At 44.5% G+C, this 18977-nt stretch carries 16 protein-coding genes; 10 read left to right on the top strand and 6 right to left on the bottom strand.

Translation table 11 applies throughout. The features are described from left to right. Window positions 1–39 precede the first annotated feature (39 nt). Together ABIE26_RS22720 and ABIE26_RS22715 are read left to right on the top strand one after the other, a co-directional pair. Window positions 40–2790: an outer membrane beta-barrel family protein gene (locus ABIE26_RS22720; protein WP_310145995.1), complete on the top strand. Its 2751-nt coding sequence runs from the start codon at window positions 40–42 to the stop codon at window positions 2788–2790. A gap of 11 nt (window positions 2791–2801) precedes the next feature. Beyond that, window positions 2802–3572 carry a GLPGLI family protein gene (locus ABIE26_RS22715; RefSeq protein WP_310145996.1) on the top strand — a complete coding sequence of 257 codons (771 nt, stop codon included), beginning with the start codon at window positions 2802–2804 and terminating at the stop codon, window positions 3570–3572. On the opposite strand, the gene ABIE26_RS22710 is transcribed toward ABIE26_RS22715, so the two are convergent. After that, window positions 3569–4264, bottom strand: coding sequence for a response regulator transcription factor (locus ABIE26_RS22710; RefSeq protein ID WP_310145997.1), 696 nt, complete (start codon window positions 4262–4264; stop codon window positions 3569–3571). The two genes, ABIE26_RS22715 and ABIE26_RS22710, sit on opposite strands and share 4 nt — an antisense overlap. Continuing rightward, complete coding sequence (locus tag ABIE26_RS22705; protein ID WP_310145998.1) at window positions 4261–6105, bottom strand: sensor histidine kinase; 1845 nt, start codon at window positions 6103–6105, stop codon at window positions 4261–4263. The genes ABIE26_RS22710 and ABIE26_RS22705 overlap by 4 nt, the downstream gene beginning before the upstream one ends. 131 nt (window positions 6106–6236) lie before the next feature. Here ABIE26_RS22705 and ABIE26_RS22700 point away from each other — a divergent pair, with 131 nt between their 5' ends. Then, window positions 6237–6938: a hypothetical protein gene (locus tag ABIE26_RS22700; RefSeq protein ID WP_310145999.1), complete on the top strand. Its 702-nt coding sequence runs from the start codon at window positions 6237–6239 to the stop codon at window positions 6936–6938. Window positions 6939–7053: 115 nt separating this feature from the next. Here the strand turns inward: ABIE26_RS22700 and ABIE26_RS22695 are convergent, their stop codons facing one another. Both ABIE26_RS22695 and ABIE26_RS22690 read right to left on the bottom strand, forming a co-directional pair. Next, window positions 7054–9516 (bottom strand): TonB-dependent receptor, encoded by a 2463-nt coding sequence (locus ABIE26_RS22695; RefSeq protein WP_310146000.1) that lies wholly within the window; start codon window positions 9514–9516, stop codon window positions 7054–7056. Between the two features lie 197 nt (window positions 9517–9713). Beyond that, window positions 9714–10082, bottom strand: a complete 369-nt coding sequence (locus ABIE26_RS22690; protein WP_310146001.1) for a DUF3127 domain-containing protein — start codon at window positions 10080–10082, stop codon at window positions 9714–9716. Between the two features lie 72 nt (window positions 10083–10154). On the opposite strand from ABIE26_RS22690, the gene ABIE26_RS22685 reads away from it, so the two are divergent. The 7 genes from ABIE26_RS22685 (at window position 10155) to ABIE26_RS22655 (ending at window position 16917) form a co-directional block, all read left to right on the top strand. Then, window positions 10155–11339: a THUMP domain-containing class I SAM-dependent RNA methyltransferase gene (locus ABIE26_RS22685; RefSeq protein WP_310146002.1), complete on the top strand. Its 1185-nt coding sequence runs from the start codon at window positions 10155–10157 to the stop codon at window positions 11337–11339. An 11-nt stretch (window positions 11340–11350) separates the two neighbouring features. Beyond that, entirely contained in the window at window positions 11351–11986 is a 636-nt protein-coding gene (locus ABIE26_RS22680; protein WP_310146003.1) for an HD domain-containing protein, read from the top strand. Between the two features lie 60 nt (window positions 11987–12046). Next, window positions 12047–13303, top strand: a complete 1257-nt coding sequence (locus ABIE26_RS22675) for a putative DNA modification/repair radical SAM protein (protein ID WP_310146004.1) — start codon at window positions 12047–12049, stop codon at window positions 13301–13303. Between the two features lie 11 nt (window positions 13304–13314). Continuing rightward, window positions 13315–14085, top strand: a complete 771-nt coding sequence (locus ABIE26_RS22670; protein ID WP_310146005.1) for a TIGR03915 family putative DNA repair protein — start codon at window positions 13315–13317, stop codon at window positions 14083–14085. Window positions 14086–14136: 51 nt separating this feature from the next. Then, entirely contained in the window at window positions 14137–15162 is a 1026-nt protein-coding gene (locus ABIE26_RS22665; RefSeq protein ID WP_310146006.1) for a sensor histidine kinase, read from the top strand. 86 nt (window positions 15163–15248) lie between these two features. Further along, window positions 15249–15890 carry a DUF47 domain-containing protein gene (locus ABIE26_RS22660; protein ID WP_310146007.1) on the top strand — a complete coding sequence of 214 codons (642 nt, stop codon included), beginning with the start codon at window positions 15249–15251 and terminating at the stop codon, window positions 15888–15890. Between the two features lie 10 nt (window positions 15891–15900). Beyond that, a complete protein-coding gene (locus ABIE26_RS22655; RefSeq protein WP_310146008.1) occupies window positions 15901–16917 on the top strand; it encodes an inorganic phosphate transporter in 1017 nt (338 codons plus the stop codon). A gap of 62 nt (window positions 16918–16979) precedes the next feature. Here the strand turns inward: ABIE26_RS22655 and ABIE26_RS22650 are convergent, their stop codons facing one another. After that, window positions 16980–18296, bottom strand: a complete 1317-nt coding sequence (locus tag ABIE26_RS22650; protein WP_310146009.1) for a carboxypeptidase-like regulatory domain-containing protein — start codon at window positions 18294–18296, stop codon at window positions 16980–16982. Continuing rightward, window positions 18289–18867 (bottom strand): RNA polymerase sigma factor, encoded by a 579-nt coding sequence (locus tag ABIE26_RS22645; protein WP_310146010.1) that lies wholly within the window; start codon window positions 18865–18867, stop codon window positions 18289–18291. Before ABIE26_RS22645 ends, ABIE26_RS22650 begins: the two co-directional genes overlap by 8 nt. Window positions 18868–18977 lie beyond the last annotated feature (110 nt).

The raw sequence follows: 18977 nt of genomic DNA, 5'->3' as shown, positions 1-18977 counted from the left end.
AACTTTTAGTTATAGCTTAGCCTGAGCTAACCACACATAATGAAACTGACTTGTTTAACCCTCTTGCTGGTATTGAATACTTTATTCGTATTTGCCCAGCGCCCCTATGCCATGAAAGGTTCGGTAACGGATTCCATGGCCACCTACAAACTGGTAAACACCTCAATTGTACTGCTCAACAAAAAAGACTCTACCCTGGTCAAATACACCCGGGCCGATACAGCCGGTAATTTTAACCTTGGCCATTTGCTCCCGGGCAAGTTTATGCTGCTGATCACCTATCCGGGCTATGCCGATTATACCGAAGATTTTGCGCTTGACAGCCTGAACCCCGTCAAAGATTTTGGGCCTATTAACCTCATCCTGAAATCGACCTTGCTGGAAGGGGTCATCATTAAGGGAAAAGCGGCCGCCATTACCATAAAAGGGGATACTACCGAGTTTAATGCCGGCAGCTATAACATACAGCCCAACTCAAAGGTAGAGGACCTGCTGAAGCAGCTTCCGGGAATAACGGTAGATAAAGATGGAAAAATTACGGCACAGGGGCAGAAGGTGAATAAAGTGCTGGTGGATGGGGAGGAGTTTTTTGGGGACGACCCGACGCTGGTAACCAAAAACCTGCGGGGCGATATGGTGGATAAAGTACAGCTATACGATAAAAAAAGCGACCAGGCCACCTTTACCGGCATAGATGACGGCGAAAAAGCAAAGACCATCAATATTAAACTGAAAGAGGACAAGAAGAACGGCTATTTTGGTAAAGCTGAAGCCGGAGGGGGCACGCGCGACTTTTACAAAGGGCAGCTGACCGCGAATGTTTTCAAGGGAAAACAAAAGGCCTCTGTGTATGGATCTATGGGAAATACCGGCGAATCTTTAGGCCATGGAATGTCTTATGATGCTGTTGAATTTATAGATGGCGGAGGGGGAATGGGGATGGCCTATAGCGTGAGTGCGGATGATTTTGACATGGACGGTGGCGGAGCCGGGGGAATCCCTGTAAACAAAAATGCAGGCTTCCATTATGAAAACAAATGGAAAGACAAATACGGCATCAACAGCAATTATAAGCTGGGCTCTGTCCGAACCAAAGGTGAGGCGGGCAGCCTGAGCATCAACACCCTCCCGAACGGAAACATGACCACCGCATCCAACCAGCAATCCGATAATTTTTCTTTCAGCCAGAAACTGGATGGGACATTTAACATGCAGATCGACTCCACTTCAAATCTGAAGGTAACGGTAAGTGGCTCACTCAAAAACACCAATTCTGATGATACCTATAATGCTTCTACCCAAAGGGACGGCGAGGGTCTTCTGAACGAAAACAACAGAACGATTACCAATGAAGGGGACAATAAGGGCTTTAACGCCACGGCATTCTGGACCAAAAAGCTGCGTAAAAAAGGACGCACGCTTTCGGTCAACCTTAAACAATCCCTAAACGAGAGCAGCGGTGAAGGCTATCTGAATTCTACAAATCGTTTCTTTAAGCCAAATAAACCAGATAGCATTGCTGAAATAGACCAGTTCAAAACCAGTAAGGTCCTGAAGTCAGCATTCAGCAGCAACGCCACCTATACCGAACCCTTGTCCAAATCGTTTTCCATGATCTTAAATTATGGGCTCAATATCGACAACAGCAGTTCCGACAAACGCTCTTTCAATAAAGATGGCGCGGGCAATTATGATGACCTGGACCTGAAATTCAGCAACAATTTTGACCTGGATCAGATGACGAATAACGGAGGCCTGAACTTCAACTATAAAAAGGGAAAATCTATCCTGAATTTTGGCACCAGGCTTACAGCCGTACAATTCAAACAATTCGACAAATACGAAGACAGGACCATAAAGCGGAACTTCATCAATTGGGCCCCGCAGATTGGCTACAGTTACAATTTCAGCAGAAGCGCTTCTGTAAGGGTCAACTACAATGGCAATACCAGTCAGCCCTCCATGGAGCAAATCCAGCCATACAGGGCCAACACCAATCCTTTGTACATTGTGCTGGGAAATCCCGACCTGCGGCCTTCATTTAGCAGCAACATAAATATTTCCTACAATTCCTTCAAGATGATGAGCGAGCAGAATCTATGGATAAATGGTAATTTCAGTTTTACCTCAAACGCCATTTCCAGCAATACGGTTACCGATGATGCGGGTATCACCACTACCCAGGCCATCAACCTGCACAACAAAACCCCTGTTAACTTTATGCTGATGGCAAATATGGGACGAAAAATTAAGGGAATAAACTTACAGACTAACGCCAGCATCAACGGAAATCAGAGTTACAGCATCTCCAATGGGATACTGAACACCTCCAAATCCTTAAATTATTCCTTTGGCCCAACCATCCGCTACTACAAGGAAAAGGTCAACTTCAGCTTGGGTTTAAGTCCGGGCTACAACACCTCAAGCAGCACATTAAGGGGTATCAAAACCAGCAACAACAGCTGGGGCGCCAGCGGGAACTTTGATGCCAGGATAACCCTGCCGGGCAGTATTGAAATCGGTACCGATGGAACCTATCAGTATACCGGCAAAAGCCAGACTTTCAACGAGTCGCTGAACCGGCTGATCTGGGATGCCTCCATCAGCAAAAAATTCATGAAGTCAAAAGACCTTGTGCTATCGCTGACCGGGAAAGACCTGCTCAACCAGAACTCAGGTTTCAGCAGATCGGTTTCGGGCAATATGATCAATCAGAATACTTACACGACCATCCGTCGCTATTTTATGTTATCCCTATCCTGGGATTTCAACAAAATGGGCGGACTATAAATAAAAACACCATGAAAATCCAGTTCATCTTACTTACAGGCTTAATTTTCAATACCTATAGCTTATTTGCCCAAAATGCGCGCTTTACAAACAGTGGTGTCATAGAATTTGAAAAAAGCACCAATCAGCACGCCCTGATGAAGAAAAATTTTGGCAGTTCAACCGACGCGAGGTTCGGGAGCATGTTCGAAGACATGAAAAAAAATACCCCTCAGTTCAAGATCTCCAAAAGCACGCTGAAGTTTTCCGGTAATAAATCTTTATTTACCCCGGTAGCAGAAACAGAGGGCCATATGTTCGATACCGGAGCAGGGCAGATCAATACGATTTATACCGATCTGAACAGCAGCATTTCTACCACGGAAAAAAAGCTATTTGAAGAAACCTTCCTGGTAAAAGACAGCACACGGAAGATCAACTGGAAACTGACCAACGAGGTCCGCACCATTGCTGGGTACGAATGCCGGAGGGCAAACGCCATCATTATGGATTCGGTTTATGTGGTTGCTTTTTATACCGATAAGATCCCTGTTTCGGGCGGACCGGAATCTTTTACGGGCCTGCCGGGCATGATCCTTGGCGTGGCCCTGCCTCACGATCACATTACCTGGTTTGCCAAAACAGTAACTGACAAATCCGTTCCTGAAAATGAAATAAGGCCACCAGTAAAAGGAAAGCCGGTAGACAATAAAGGACTGATGGAAACCATCAACAAGTTGGTAAGCAAATGGGGAGGACGGGAAAACCAGATGAACAGCTTTGTCAGGCCCCTGGTGCTTTAGTTCACCAGCAGCTTATAACCCTTGCCATGCACATTCAGGATCTCCACCTTAGGATCATCTCTGAGGTACTTGCGCAGTTTGCTCAGGAACACATCCATACTGCGGCCATTAAAGTAATTGTCGTCATGCCAGATGCTCAGCAGAGCCTCTTCACGGGTAAGCACACTGTTTTTCTTCAGACAAAGTAAGCGCAATAATTCCGCTTCTTTGGTAGATAACTTTTGCTGTATCCCCTGATAGTTGATGAGCTGTGTAGTATAGTCAAATATATAATCACCAATGTGAAATTGTGTCTGTTCAGGTGTTGCATCAGCCTGCTCCTTTGTTGCGGTCCGCTTTAGCAATGCATTGATGCGAAGCAATAATTCTTCTATTCTGAATGGTTTGGTAATGTAATCGTCGCCACCCAGATCGTAAGCAGAGGCTTTATCTTCCATCATGGCTTTTGCTGTTGCAAATATAAGCGGTACGTCCTGGTTAATTTTCCGGATCTCCTTGCCCAGTGTAAACCCATCTTTTTTAGGCATCATCACATCAAGGATACACAGATCAAACTCCTGTTTACTGAACGCTTTCAGTCCTTCCTCTCCGTCTGTACACAATACAACATCAAATTTACCCTTTAACTGAAGGTAATCCTGCAAGAGCAATCCAAGATTGGGATCATCTTCTACCAATAGAATTCTTTTCATCTGTTATGGTTATGGTTTAGTGGTAAGCTTATTTCAAATGTAGTTCCGTGGTCCTTTTCACTATTCACCTTTATCGTCCCGTTCATTTGCTCAATAACATCCTGTACGTAGTTTAAGCCCAGCCCGAAGCCTTTTACATCGTGCAGGTTGCCTGTTGGCACCCGATAAAACTGGTCAAAGATACGTTTTGTCTGCTCTTTGGTCATGCCAATACCCTTATCAGCAATGGCTATTACCAGGTGCTTTTCTGTATTCCTGGTGGTAATGGTTATTTCAGGTGCTTCAGTACTGTACTTATTGGCATTGTCCACCAGGTTATAAAATACGTTGGAAAGGTGCAGTTCATCACCAGAGATCAGCGATTGCGGAGCATTCAGGTTTAAGGTCAGCGCTGCGTTTTTCTTTTGCAGCTGCAGATCCATGCTATCTACTACTGCTGTGATCAGATCATGAATATCTACCTCTTTATGTTCCAGCTTCAGTTCTTTCTTTTCCAACCTGGCAATACTTAAAACCCGTTCTATATGGTTGCCTAATCTTACGTTCTCATCGTAAATGATCCCAGCCAGGCGGCTTACCCTGCTTTTGTCTTCCACAATTTCGGGATCTTTCAGTGCTTCACTGGCAATCATAATGGTAGCCACAGGGGTTTTAAACTCGTGGGTCATGTTATTGATGAAATCAGTTTTCATTTCCGAGATCTTTTTCTGCTTCAGAATGGTGTATATGGTATAGGTAAAAATGAAGATGAGCACCAGCAGCAGGCCTGCAGAGGAGGCCATGGTTGCCCACATATTACTCAGGATCAGCGAATTTTTATTCGGAAAATACAGATACAGCATTCCGGGATCATTAAACACGTCATTGCTGAATAAAGTAGTCCGGTAAGTATTCTGGGGCAATGGATCTGCAAAACCATTGGAAACTTTCTGGTACAATACTGAATCTTTGTTGGCCAGCTTGAGCCAGAAATCGTAGGCCAGGGTGATGTTCCGGTCCAGCATTTCTTTTTTGATCAGGGTATCCAGCACATCCCTTGAAATGCGCTGATTGATGGGTACATTTACCTGGCGCATCTCTTTGGCCACATCTTCCAGTAAGTTCAGGTTACTGGCTTCCAGGGCAAGTGTATCCTGCATCAGTGCTTTCAGTCCCTGTTTATATTTCTGTTCTGCAATATGGTCTTCCGTTTTAAATTTAAGCGCTGTCTCGGGCCGCACACGTTCAATAGAAACGGTCATTGGCATTAAGGTGCGCGGATTTGAGGCCAGGTACCGGATGCTGTCCGGCGGTTTGGTGCCCGCAACAGAGAAAGCGGACCCTGCTTTGGAAATTACGGTCTGCCTTACATTGCCCACTACATTACCGAAAGCGTCCACACCAAAATTAATATCTACCTGCAGGGAGGAATTGTCCTTGTTATTCGGATTGGAGATCTCCCGGAAGAACTCTTCGCTAATCATCTGCGCCTTCAGGAAGGCTTTTTTTACTTCAGCATCACGCAGGTTGAGATCGGCAATGATCTTTTTTTGCTGTTCCAGCTTACGCTTTGCTTCCTCTTCCTTATACCTTTCTTTAAAATCGATGATCTGCTGTGCTTTAGCCCTGAAATCCCTTTCCCTTTCTTTCCTGATCTCATTATCTTTTTTATTGATATGCCCCGCGGCATAGATCTTCTGCACTTTGTTCACCACTGTACCCAGGGCCTGCTGTACGTCTTGTTCGAAAAGCTGGGATTTAAGATTATAGGCTTCCCTTATGTAATACAATTGCATTACAAACACACCTAGCAAAGCTACGGTCATGAGGCCGGTGATCAGCCAAAGGCTCCTCTTTTTCATGATAAACTACTCAAAAATAAGCAAGCGTTCACACAAAACGCCTTATTTAACAATTTTTAACACAGCCCTGTTCTACAATTGTTATATTTATAAAGCCGTCAGCTCAGTTTAAAAGCGATGGCATACAGCTCATGAGAATCATTTTATTTATAGCATTTGTATTTGGCAGCGCATGTGGTGTTTATGCGCAAACCACTTCCATCACCGGGGCCTGGCAATTCAATGAGGACGACAAAACACATCACCTGTTTTTTATGGACGAGATGTATTTTCATACCGTATCGCAGGGCAATAAATTTATAATGACGCGGGGCGGATCCTATGAAATCCAAAATGATCAGATCAAAAGCACCATTCTGTTTAATAGTGCGGATTCCTCGAAGGTAGGCTTACCTATGAATGTGAATTTCAGCGTTACAGACAATGCGCTTTCCCTGCATGCGCCGGAGGGCCGCGTCTATTTCAAACGCATTGACGACGGCAAAGCCCCCCTGGCGGGCGTTTGGCGAATTACCGGCAGGATGCAGGAAGATGGGAAAATTGCCCCCATACACCAGAGCGGAACGCGGCAGACCTATAAAATGCTTACCGGCAGTAAATTTCAGTGGGTGGCCATTGACCCGGGGAAAAAGCAGTTTTCGGGTACCGGCGGAGGCAGTTATACCTTTAAAGACGGAAAATACACCGAGAATATCGAATTCTTTTCCCGGGATAACAGTCGCGTTGGCGCCTCGCTTGCATTCGATGGCAAACTGGAAGATGGCGCATGGCACCATAGCGGACTGAGCAGCAAGGGTGCAAAAATTTACGAAGTATGGAGCCGCGTTAAATAACTGGCAAAGAAGTTTTTCTCGTAGTCCATTATCCCTGTCACCTCCCCGGTATAGGGATTGATGAAGGCCGATTTATAGTGGTTTTAACTTTTTTGTTTTCGGCAGCCATCGGCCTTTAAAACTTAAAAGAAATGTTGGCCATGAAACTTCTTGGCTGCTGCACCTCAACAGTGGTCCAGCCTTTAAAGTATTGTTTATCCGTTAGGTTGTCCATTTTTAAGCCAATGCGGAACTTGCTCATGTTGTAAAACAAGGAGGCATTGAGCACGGTATAGGCGGGCAAAGTAAAATCGCCCGTTGTTGTTGTGCTGGTGATGATGTTTTTGCTGGCATAGTTACCACCGAAACCAGCACCTAATCCATTTAACGCTCCATTAGGCACCGTATAGCTCAGCCAGAAATTTACCAGATCTTCAGGGCCGGCACTAACCGGCCTTCTGCCTTCGATGGTCAGACTGGCTTTGGTCATTTTACTATCGTTATGACTATAGCCTAAAATCAGATTTAATCCCTGAATAGGATTAGCTGCCAGATCTAACTCATAGCCTTTGCTCTTTTGGGTACCGTCCTGAATGGTAATATTGACGTTTGTACCGTTAAAGTCTACACTTTGGTTGAACGCCATATTGTTTACGGAAATGTTGTAATAATTCGCGGTAAAACTTAAACGGTTGTTTAACACATCCAATTTAATCCCCCCTTCTATCTGGTTGGCTTGTTGCGGCTTCAATGCTTCGGTAATCAATTCATTGTTTTTAATTACCTGGGCTGTGCCCGCATTTTTAAATCCGTTCATGTAATTTCCAAATAAGGACACCTTATCTCTAACCAACTGGTAAACCAGTCCAAATTTTGGAGAAAAGGCCGTCTGCAAATAACCAGTTCCTGTTTTATTGGTTAAAACTGAATACGTTCCTTTGTTATGAAAACGGTCTACCCTCAAACTGGCCAGGGCCAGCAAGTCGTCGGTAACATTTAATACATCGGAAAAATAAACACTGTAAATGTTCATGGTGTTGCTGGTTTTGGATGCACCAGTATTACTCGCTCCCAAACGGGCGGTAAGTGTAGAACGGCTAAGCGCTATGTATCTGGGATCGTCTCTTCTAATAGAACTTACCTGGTCGAACAACAGGTAAGGGGAATTGTTATTGTCATTAATCTGACTCAGGAAATCAAGTCCGACCACCAGTCGGTTTCGCAGGTTTCCAATTTTAAAATCCCCTATAAAATTTTGTTGTATTGCTGTTGCCGTACTTGTTGAATTCTGATAAGCAGCGTACCTGTTCAATAAGGTATCACTGGCTCCAATGTACATTACATATTGATAAAATCCGTCAGACTTACGGAGGCTTCTTGAAATATTGGTTTGTGAAGTCCACTGGTCATTGATCTGATAGGTGGCCTTACCACGGATATTTACAGAAGGTGTTTTTACCGTAAGGTCATTGGCTGTATAGGATCTTTTCCAATCAAAATCAAGTTCTTTAGGGTTGCGTGCAATCAACTGTCTGGTCCTGTTTAAAAACACCATCAAAGGATTTGTCCCCTCATAGTTGTAAAATTCTGCATCCAGATTCAGGAGCAATTTATCAGATGCCCGGTATTCAATTGCCGGAGCCACATAAAATGATTTCCTGAATCCGGCATCCTGAAAACTGTTTTGATAATGATAGGCAGTGTTTACGCGTGCCAGTAAAGTCTTTTCTTTATTAAGAGGACCATAAACATCTGCCGTTAAACGGCTCTGACTAAAATTTCCTACGGTATAACTTAAAGAGCCACCCAGGGTATCAACCGGCTTTTTAGTTACAACATTAATCAATCCACCAAAACTGGTCAGCGCCCCACCAAATAATGTTCCTGACGGACCTTTAATGATTTCTACTTTCTCTATGCCAGCAGGATCGAGGTCTCCATTGGTTAATCCAGCAATTCCATTCACCATGGTTGGTTGTATCACAAAACCGCGCAAAGAAAAATAAGCGGCCCCATCGCCAGGCCTACCAGTTGATGTCCACAATTTGTCTAAACCGGGTGAGTTCTTTAATACATCATTAAAATTGGTTACCAGCTGCTCAGTGATCAATTCTTTTGAAATTGTGGTGTATACCTGCGGATTCTCCAGGCTCCTTAAAGGCATCTTTGCAACCGTTTCGCTCTTTCTCGCTACAAATTTATTTTTCCTTCCTTCCGAAATGTTTACCTCCTGGAGCCTTGCATTGGTTTCACTCAGGGAAAAGTTTTGCTGAAGTTCTTCTCCGGCAGTCACAGTCACCTGTCTTTCCTGGTAAGAGATACCGATTGCCGAAATTTGTAAGGTATAATCGCCCGGAGAAACATTGCTGATTTTATATTCTCCTTTGCCATTTGTAGCATCGCCTATTTTCCTGCCTTTTATCTTTACCGAAATCCCCTCAGCAGGTTTTCCTTCGGCAGTAACTACACGGCCTTTAATCGTAGCATTTTGCTGTGCGGATGCTGGCAGTGCCGTAAGCACCAGGAAAGCATTTAAGAGCGTATATAAAAATGCATATAAGAGAGCGTCAGCATTCAAATTACGTAGGGTTTTCTTCATGACTGTTTTATTTGGATTGATTCTAAACAGTCGCAAATCTATATAAATCAAACGTTACAATGCAAACTATTTTTAACTATTCTAAATAAAGACAGAAAAAGAAAAACTGTTCAGCCCAGACCCAGAGCAGCGGGCAAAAAAAAATGCCGGAAGGGGCTTCCGGCAGATTGGTCAATTTGTTTACTTAAAAAAAGTTCTTAAAAAGGAAGATCGTCTTCCTCGCCCGGAGCGCTGTTTAAATCAGCTGGTGGGGCATATGCAGGAGCAGAAGCCGCAGCTGCACTGTTGGTCAGTGCGTTAATGCGCCATACTACTAAACTGTTAAAATAAGATGTTTTACCTGCTTTGTCAGTCCAGGGACGGCCGCGTAAATTGAAAGAAACTTCAACGTCATCACCTTGTTTCAGGCTGTCAAATAAAGCGGTTTTATCTTGTAAGGCTTCAAACCTGATGTATTCAGGATAAGTTGGGTTTTCTGCATATTCTATAATCAGGTCTCTTTTCTTAAAAGTCTCGCTCACCTGTTGTAATGCACCAATTTCATGCACCTTTCCTTTTATTTCCATATCAAATACTCTTTTATTCTACTACGAAGTTCAAATCTCTATATTTTTATTGATAACTTCGCAGAATTAATTATGCAAGTTTTCCACACCAAAAGCAAGGTGATCATCACCTGTAACAAGCGCCTTTCCCCCTACCTTCAGGAAGAGCTTAAAGCCCTGAACTACGACATTGTCAGGGATTTTCCAACCGGGCTAGAACTCAACATCACCCTGACGGAATGTATTAAACTCAATTTAAACCTGAGGTGTGCAAGCCAGATCCTGTACTGCCTGAAAAACTTCAGCGCCAATACACCTGATGAGTTGTACAGCGAACTGTCGGAAATGCCATGGGAAGAACTGATCGACTTCTCGGGTTACTTTTCTGTAACCTCAAATGTGGATAACCCCAATATTACCACCCCGCTTTTTGCAAACTTAAAAGTTAAGGACGCTATTGTTGACCGCATTAAAGCTCAAAAAGGCATGCGCCCCAATTCGGGACCGGATGCCAACAAAGCCGTGGTGCATTTGTACTGGAAAGACAGCGAAGCGTCCATATTTATAGATACCTCGGGCGAAACCCTGGCCAAACATGGTTACCGCAAGATTCCGGGAAAAGCCCCTATGCTGGAAGCCCTGGCCGCAAGTGTGGTGATGGCTACCAAATGGGACCAGAAATCACCTTTTGTAAATCCCATGTGCGGATCCGGAACCCTGGCCATTGAAGCGGCATTAATTGCGACCAACCGCCGCCCCGGCCTTTTCCGTATGAACTATGGTTTCATGCACATCTCGGGTTATGATGAGCAGGTATTTTTTGCAGAAAGACGGATCCTTAAAGATCAGGTGATCAAAAATGCAGCGCTGCAGATCATTGCTACTGATTTATCTGAAGATGCGGTAGAGGTAAGTCGTAAAAATGCCAAAACAGCTGGTGTAGATACGCTGATTACTTTTGAGGTCTGCGACTTTGCCGATACCCCGGTACCCGATACCGGAAAAGGTGTAGTGGTTTTTAACCCCGAATATGGAGAACGTTTAGGAGTACATTCCAAACTGGAGGCCACTTATAAACGCATGGGCGATTTCATGAAACAGCATTGTAAAGGGTATTTTGGCTATATCTTTACAGGAAACCCTGATCTGGCCAAAAAAATCGGGCTGAAAGCCGACCGTAAAGTTGAATTTTATAACGGGAAACTCGACTGCCGCATGCTGGAGTACGAACTGTACGATGGAAGCCGCAGACCTGACGAAGAGCGTCCGAAACGATAAGCTATTATGCTATGCATGCTACTATCGAACAAACCATAGCCTTTGTAAAAGCCACACTTGCCGATGCTGAGGCCGGTCACGACTGGTTCCATATTGAACGGGTATATAAAAATGCAGTCCGCATTAACGCCATTGAACAGGCAGACGAACTGATCGTAGCACTGGCGGCTCTGCTGCATGACATTGCAGATGCCAAGTTCAATAACGGTGATGAGGAAATAGGCCCCCGTATAGCGGGTGATTTTATGCGGTCCATTAACCTGCCCGACGCCGTGGTAGAACATGTACAGCAGATTATCCGGAACCTGAGTTATAAGGCGAGTCTGGGTGAGATCAGCTTTTCCTCCAAAGAACTGGACGTGGTACAGGATGCCGACCGCCTGGATGCCATAGGCGCCATTGGCATAGCGCGTGCCTTTACTTACGGGGGTTATAAAAACCGGGTATTGTACGATCCCAACATCAAGCCCAACCTGAACATGAGCAAGGAAGAGTACAAGAAAAGTACCGCCCCTACCATCAATCATTTTTATGAAAAACTGCTAAGGCTGAAAGACCTGATGAAGACGGATGAAGGAAAAAAAATGGCACAGCAGCGGCATGATTTTATGCTGGCTTACCTGGAACAGTTTTACGCTGAAGTTTAACCCGAACAAAAACCATTATATTTAGCAAAATTACTATATTTGTTAGCAAAGATAGTGGTTATGTCTGAGAGAATAAGGGAAAAACTAAACATACTGGCCGATGCAGCAAAATATGATGTGTCGTGTTCATCGAGCGGCGGGACAAGAAAGAATGACAATAAAGGCCTGGGCGACAGCCACAAATCAGGCATATGCCATACTTATACTGAAGACGGGCGTTGTGTATCCCTGCTAAAGATCCTGCTCACCAACCATTGCATTTACGATTGCGCTTTTTGTGTTTCCAGAAAGAGCAACAATATTGCCCGGGCAGCTTTTACGGTTGAAGAAGTGGTTTCCCTGACCATTAACTTTTACCGGCGCAATTTTATCGAAGGCCTTTTCCTGAGCTCCGGCATTTTTAAAAATGCTGACTTTACCATGGAGCGATTGCTCAGGATTGTAAAAAAGCTACGGCTGGAGGAACGTTTTAACGGCTATATACATCTGAAAACCATTCCCGGCGCCAGTGAAGAATTAGTAAGAGAAGCGGGTTTGTATGCAGACAGGATGAGTATTAACCTCGAAATGCCTACCGCGAGCGGGCTGAAGTTACTTGCCCCCGAAAAAAGCCATGAAGACGTTAAAAAGCCATTAGGCCTGGTACAGCAGCAGATTGTACAATATAAGGATGAGAGGAAGCTGATCAAAAGCATCCCGGTCTTTGTTCCTGCCGGACAAAGCACGCAAATGGTCGTTGGGGCAAGCGCCGAAACAGACAAAGACATTATGCACACTGCCGCAGCATTTTACAAGGAATTTTCGTTGAAAAGGGTTTACTACTCTGGCTATATTCCTATCAGTAACGACCAGCGCCTTCCACTCCTGGGGTCGCCGCCGCCGCTGGTCAGGGAAAACAGGTTATACCAAACCGATTGGCTGATGCGTTTTTATGGTTTTCATGTAAATGAACTGCTCAATGATGCCAACCCCCATCTGGATGCAGATATAGACCCCAAATTAAGCTGGGCGCTCCGGAACCTGCAGTACTTTCCTGTGGACATCAACACGGCCGCCTATAAGATGATACTCCGCATTCCTGGTATAGGGCTAAGTTCTGCCCTGAAGATTGTGCAGGCCCGTAAGTTCGGGAAGCTGAGGTCAGACCAGCTGAAGAAAATTGGCATCGCCTACAATAAGGCCCGGCACTTTATCTGCTGTGCAGATACACCCTATCAGTTAAGAGATTACCAGGCTACCCAGATCAAATCATTTATCCTGGCGGAAAGTCAAAGTAAATACCTTAAAAACGACCTGAAACAACTGGCATTATTCTGAAAAACCTGACTATGACCTACGTATTTGATGGAAGCTTTGAAGGACTCCTTTGTGCAGTATTCGATTGGTTTGAGCGCAAGCCTGGCGGAGTATTGTTAAAAACAAAACAGGTCTACCAGCCCGACGCTTTTACGGAATGCTTTAGCGTCTATTCCGACCAGCAAAAGGCCGCAAGAGTTTGGAAAGGCCTGGAAAAACGACTGCCCAAAGACTGGATAAGACGCTTTTATTGCACTTTTCTATCGGAAGATGCAGCGGCTTATCAAAGCCTGTTTTCTTTTGCCTGCTATATCTTCACACATCCCCAGGGTGCCGAAGGCAATTACGGGAACCCCCATGTACTGGCCCTTGCGCAAATGGCAAAAAAAGTGGAACGTGAAAAACACCGCATGGAAGCATTTATCCGTTTTCAACATGCCGCAGACGGCATTTTCTATTGCGCTATAGATCCCGACTTCAATGTGCTGCCCTTACTGCTGTTTCATTTCAAAAATCGTTATGCAGACCAGCAATGGATCATATACGATATCAAAAGACACTATGGCCTGCACTATAACCTGGACACTGTTGAGGAGGTTCAGCTGGAACCCGAAAGTGAAAAGCTGCTGCAGAAACCAGCACAACACCTGGGCGATGAAAAAGAAAGCCTTTACGCCATGCTATGGAAGAACTACTTTAAAAGTACAAATATTGCCGCACGCAAAAACACCAGGCTGCATGTTCAGCATGTTCCAAAAAGATATTGGAAATATCTTACAGAAAAAACATTCATATCACATTAATCTTGTAAATTGGTCCGAAACGGACAGGGCCGTTTGTTTAAAGCTTTTGTAATGAAATTAAGTGTCCTTGTATTAATTGCTGCCTTCGCAGTGGGCTTATCTATAGGCCTGGTTAATTTCTATTTCCAGCAAAGCTGGTATTTTATGCTGATCTCTTTTGTGGTAACTTTTATCACCAGTTTCATTGTTTTCTATTACCTGCTCGAAAAATATATCTATTCCAAGATCGTGCTGATCTACAAAATGATCCATAACCTGAAACTGGGCAAAGACCTGAAAGATGCATTGGGCGAGTATGTGAGTTCCGATCCTATTAATGATGTGGAACAGGAAGTAAAGGAATGGGCAGGTGCCAAAAAACGTGAAATTGAGATCCTGAAAAAACAGGAACAGTTCAGAAGAGAGTTTTTATCAAATGTTTCGCACGAGTTTAAGACCCCCTTGTTTGCCATACAGGGCTATATTGAAACTTTACAGGACTGCCTGACCGATGATCCGGAGATGGCGGCTAAGTTTCTGGATAAAGCTGAAAAAAATGTGGAACGGCTGAGTTACCTCATTACCGACCTGGACTCCATATCGAAGCTGGAAACCGGCGAGATCCCGATCAATTATGAGAAGTTTGATTTTGTACTGCTGGCCAAAGAAGTAATGGAAGGACTGGAAGACAGCGCCCAAAAACGGAACATCAAGCTTTCCTTCAAAGATAAATACACCCATCCCGCATTTGTAAGGGCCGACCGGGAAAAGATCAGGCAGGTCATGATCAACCTGATCCACAATTCCTTAAAATATGGTAAAGAACAGGGTTCTACTGCCATTAAGATCTTTGAACTGCACGACCAGTACCTGATAGAGGTAACGGATGACGGGATAGGCATAGACGAAAAACACCTGTCGCGCCTGTTCGAACGCTTTTACCGCATAGATTCCCACAGGTCGCGGGAAGAAGGTGGCACCGGCCTGGGGCTGGCTATTGTAAAACATATCCTGGAAGCCCATGAACAGATCATCACGGTAAGGAGCACGCTGCAAATCGGGACGACTTTTGCTTTCACACTTGAAAAGATTGGTTAACAACAAGCTACATTTTCAAAAATAACTTAACACTTAACACTAACTTAACATTACTCTCATACTTTTGCATCATATTTTAAATTAATATGAATAGCATTTTTAAGTTCTTTACCCCTAAAGACAAGAAATTTCAGCCACTATTTGAGCAGGCAGGAAGCAATGTATTGAAAATTTCACAGGCCCTGCTGCTTGCACTGAGTGCTACCGATCTGGAAAAAAGGAAAGAGCACATCAAAGAAGTGGAGCGTCTGGAACACGTTGGTGACGACATCACCCATTCAATTTTTCTTGAATTAAGTAAAAACTTCATTACGCCTTTCGACAGGGAAGACATTCATGCCCTGGCCAGTGCGGTTGATGACATTGCAGATTACATCCATGCATCGGCAAGTAATATTGAGTTGTACAATGTAACCAATATTGGTGACGCCATGATCAAGCTGGCTGAATTGCTGGTTGAAATGTGTACCGACCTTGAAAAAGCGATTAAAGAACTGAGAAGTTTTAAAAATATCCGTGTAATTGCTGATGCCTGTGTCAGGATCAACAGCGGGGAAAACCAGGCCGATTACGTATGTAACCTGGCGATTGCCCGTTTGTTTGAATTTGAGACCAATGCCATCGAACTGATCAGACAAAAAGAAGTACTGCAGACCCTTGAACTGGCTACAGATAAATGTGAGGATGCAGCAAATGTGCTGGAATCTATTTTGGTAAAGAATGCTTAAAGCTTAAAAAATGGTATCTACATTTACGTTACTGGTTATTGTAATCGTCCTGGCTATTGCCTTCGATTATATAAACGGTTTTCACGATGCTGCAAACTCCATTGCAACCATTGTATCCACAAAAGTACTCTCGCCTTTCCAGGCGGTACTGTGGGCGGCAGTATTCAACTTTGCCGCATATTTTTATTTTACAGACCATAAAGTAGCCAACACCATTGCCAAAACGGTAGCAGAGAACTTTATTACCCTGGAAGTCATTCTGGCCGGTCTTTTAGCGGCCATCACCTGGAACCTTTTTACCTGGTGGTTTGGTATTCCATCCAGCTCCTCGCATACCCTTATCGGTGGTTTTGCAGGTGCAGGTATGGCAAAAGCAGCTTCACTGGGTGCAGGCGTAATGTCGGCTATCAATCTGGCCCCTATATTAAAGGTTGTGGCCTTTATTGTGCTGGCGCCGGTTATCGGTATGGTGATCTCGGTGATCATCTCTATTATTATTTTACACATCTCTAAAAATGCAAGACCTTCGGTAGCCGAAAAATGGTTTAAACGCCTGCAGCTGATCTCATCTGCAGCACTAAGCTTCACCCATGGTGGTAACGATGCCCAGAAGGTTATGGGTATCATTTATGTAGCCATGGTAGCTGGCAATCAGCTAAACTCCGGTGATGCGATGCCGGAATGGGTACCGATTTCCTGTTACGCGGCAATTGCACTTGGAACCATGAGTGGCGGCTGGAAAATTGTGAAAACCATGGGATCAAAAATTACCAAGGTAAATGCTTTTGAGGGTGTTGCGGCCGAATCCGCAGGTGCCGTGACTTTGGGTATTACAGAGCATTTTGGTATCCCGGTTTCTACCACACATACCATTACCGGATCTATTGTAGGTGTTGGTTTGCTAAAAAGGGTATCTGCAGTAAGATGGGGCGTTACCGTAAGCCTGTTATGGGCATGGGTGTTAACCATCCCTGTTTCAGCTACACTTGCTGCCATCGTTTTCAGCATTATCCACCTGTTCTTTTAAGCAGAAGGTTTTATTGATATACTCACAAAAATGCCCGGTGTTTAGACACCGGGCATTTTTGTTTAGAAGTTTATGGTAAAAGTCATCCGCTCGCGGGCATTCTCCGGCTTTTCCCATTTGGGCCCGTTAATGAGCAACCTGATGGCCTCCTGTTCATATTTGCTGTCTGCACCTTTGATGATCTCTATATCCTTCGGATTCCCCTTCCGGTCAATCTTAAAGCTCAGTTCAACCTGCTGACCTGTTGCAGGCTCATCGGTAAAAGCATTATTTGCTTTGATGTAGTCAAACAGCTTATCCCAACCCCCGACAGGATTTGAAGCCAGCTTTGCGGTAGTTTTTGCTATAGAGTTCATGCCCCGGATCTGAATCCCCGCAACTTTTCCGTTCAAAGCCTCTTCAATCTGCCCGTTATCCGTAGTCCGTTCTTTCTTTTTACCAAATCCTGTAACCACCACTTCATTTAATTGCTGGTTGTTCGGGCTCAATGCAATGTTTACCGGCAGATTTGCTTTTGCAAGCATCTCGGTACCGTTAAAACCAATATAATTTGCACGGAGAATTGCCGCTTTAACGGAAGTATCCGCACTGATCTTAAATTCGCCATTGTTATCGGTAACCGTACTGACATTGGTTCCCCGCATACTTACCGACACCCCAGGCAAAGGCTTCCCATCGTCCTGGGCCACTACCCTTCCAGTCAATACATTTGACAGTGGGGAAGCAGCAAATGATGATACGGAACCCGTCATGCTCTGTTTTCGTTGGACCCCAAATCCCACCACTGCAACTTCATTGAGTTGCTGAGGCGCGGGTTCTGAAGCAGCTCTGGCCTGCGCGATAACTGGTTTGGCTTTGGTTCTGGATGCATAGGTATTGGTTTTCGCCGCATTTATCGCCTTTTCAATTTCCTTTTCTTTTACCTCAACCTGATCTGCATTTTCAACTTCCGGAACCGGCGCAGCTCCTACTGCAGGAGGAGTATCAGCCGCAGCAACAGAATTTTCTGCTGAGATGGTTACATCTACTTTTTTGGCCCTGCCCGCCAGTTCTTTCTGAAGGTTGTTTTCGCGCATCCAGAACATCACACTCACCGCAATAAACATCACCGCTGCTGCAGCCGCAATACTTAAACGCTGCCAGGTAACCACAGCGGTTTTCTTTAGGGTATGCTGTTCTGCGATCCTTTCCTGCAGCTGTTTCTGGAGCAATGACAGCGACTGCAGGGAACGTTTTGGCGACTCGCTCAGACCGGCCAGGGCCTCGGCCACGAAAGGATCTTCAAGCGCTTCGCGTTCTACCCTGTTCATGGTTTTAGCATCCAGCTTACCGTCCAGGTAATCCTCTAAAACACCGATATCTAACCAATCCTTATTCACTGCTGTTCTTCTCTATACAAATTTTAAGATTTCTTTTCCCGTTCTGAATGTAACTCTTCACCTTAACCATTTCGTAGCCTGTAATGTCTGCTACTTCCTTATAACATTTCTCCTGCAGGTAAAACAGATCAACACTGATGCGCTGCTCCACAGAAAGCGTTTCCATACATTTTTCCATCACGGTCAGCTTCTTCTCTTTTGTATCATCCATATCAAGATGCACAAAATCCCTGTTTTCCACAAAAGTATCGTCTATTGAAACCGTATTGTGCTTAGATTGTTTGCGAATGGCCATCAGGCAATGGTTCCGGGTGAGCACATGCAGCCAGCTTTTGAAATTCTGCACCTCGTGGATCTTCAGTTTCAATACCAGCTCTTCAAAAATCTGCATTACCGCATCTTTGCTCTGTTCCTCATCCTTCAGATAATTTAAACACACCCCAAATACCAGGTGCATATAGCGGTTATAAAGTGTACCCAATGCCTCCAGGTTGCCACTGCTTTTGTAGTGCGCAATCAAAGCAGCATCGTCCTGCTCCTGTATCCGGGCGTTATTCTTTATAAATCTCAAGGGCTGTTTAAAACATAGGTGATGTCCAATCGTAAGCTGTAAACCGGTAACGGCTGCCCAAGTATAAAAATATTTTTTGACACTGGTATGGAATTTCTGCAAAGCTGACA

Source organism: Pedobacter africanus (genome assembly GCF_040548825.1).
Classification (GTDB): domain Bacteria; phylum Bacteroidota; class Bacteroidia; order Sphingobacteriales; family Sphingobacteriaceae; genus Pedobacter; species Pedobacter africanus_A.
This window is presented reverse-complemented; position numbering and strand designations above follow the sequence as displayed.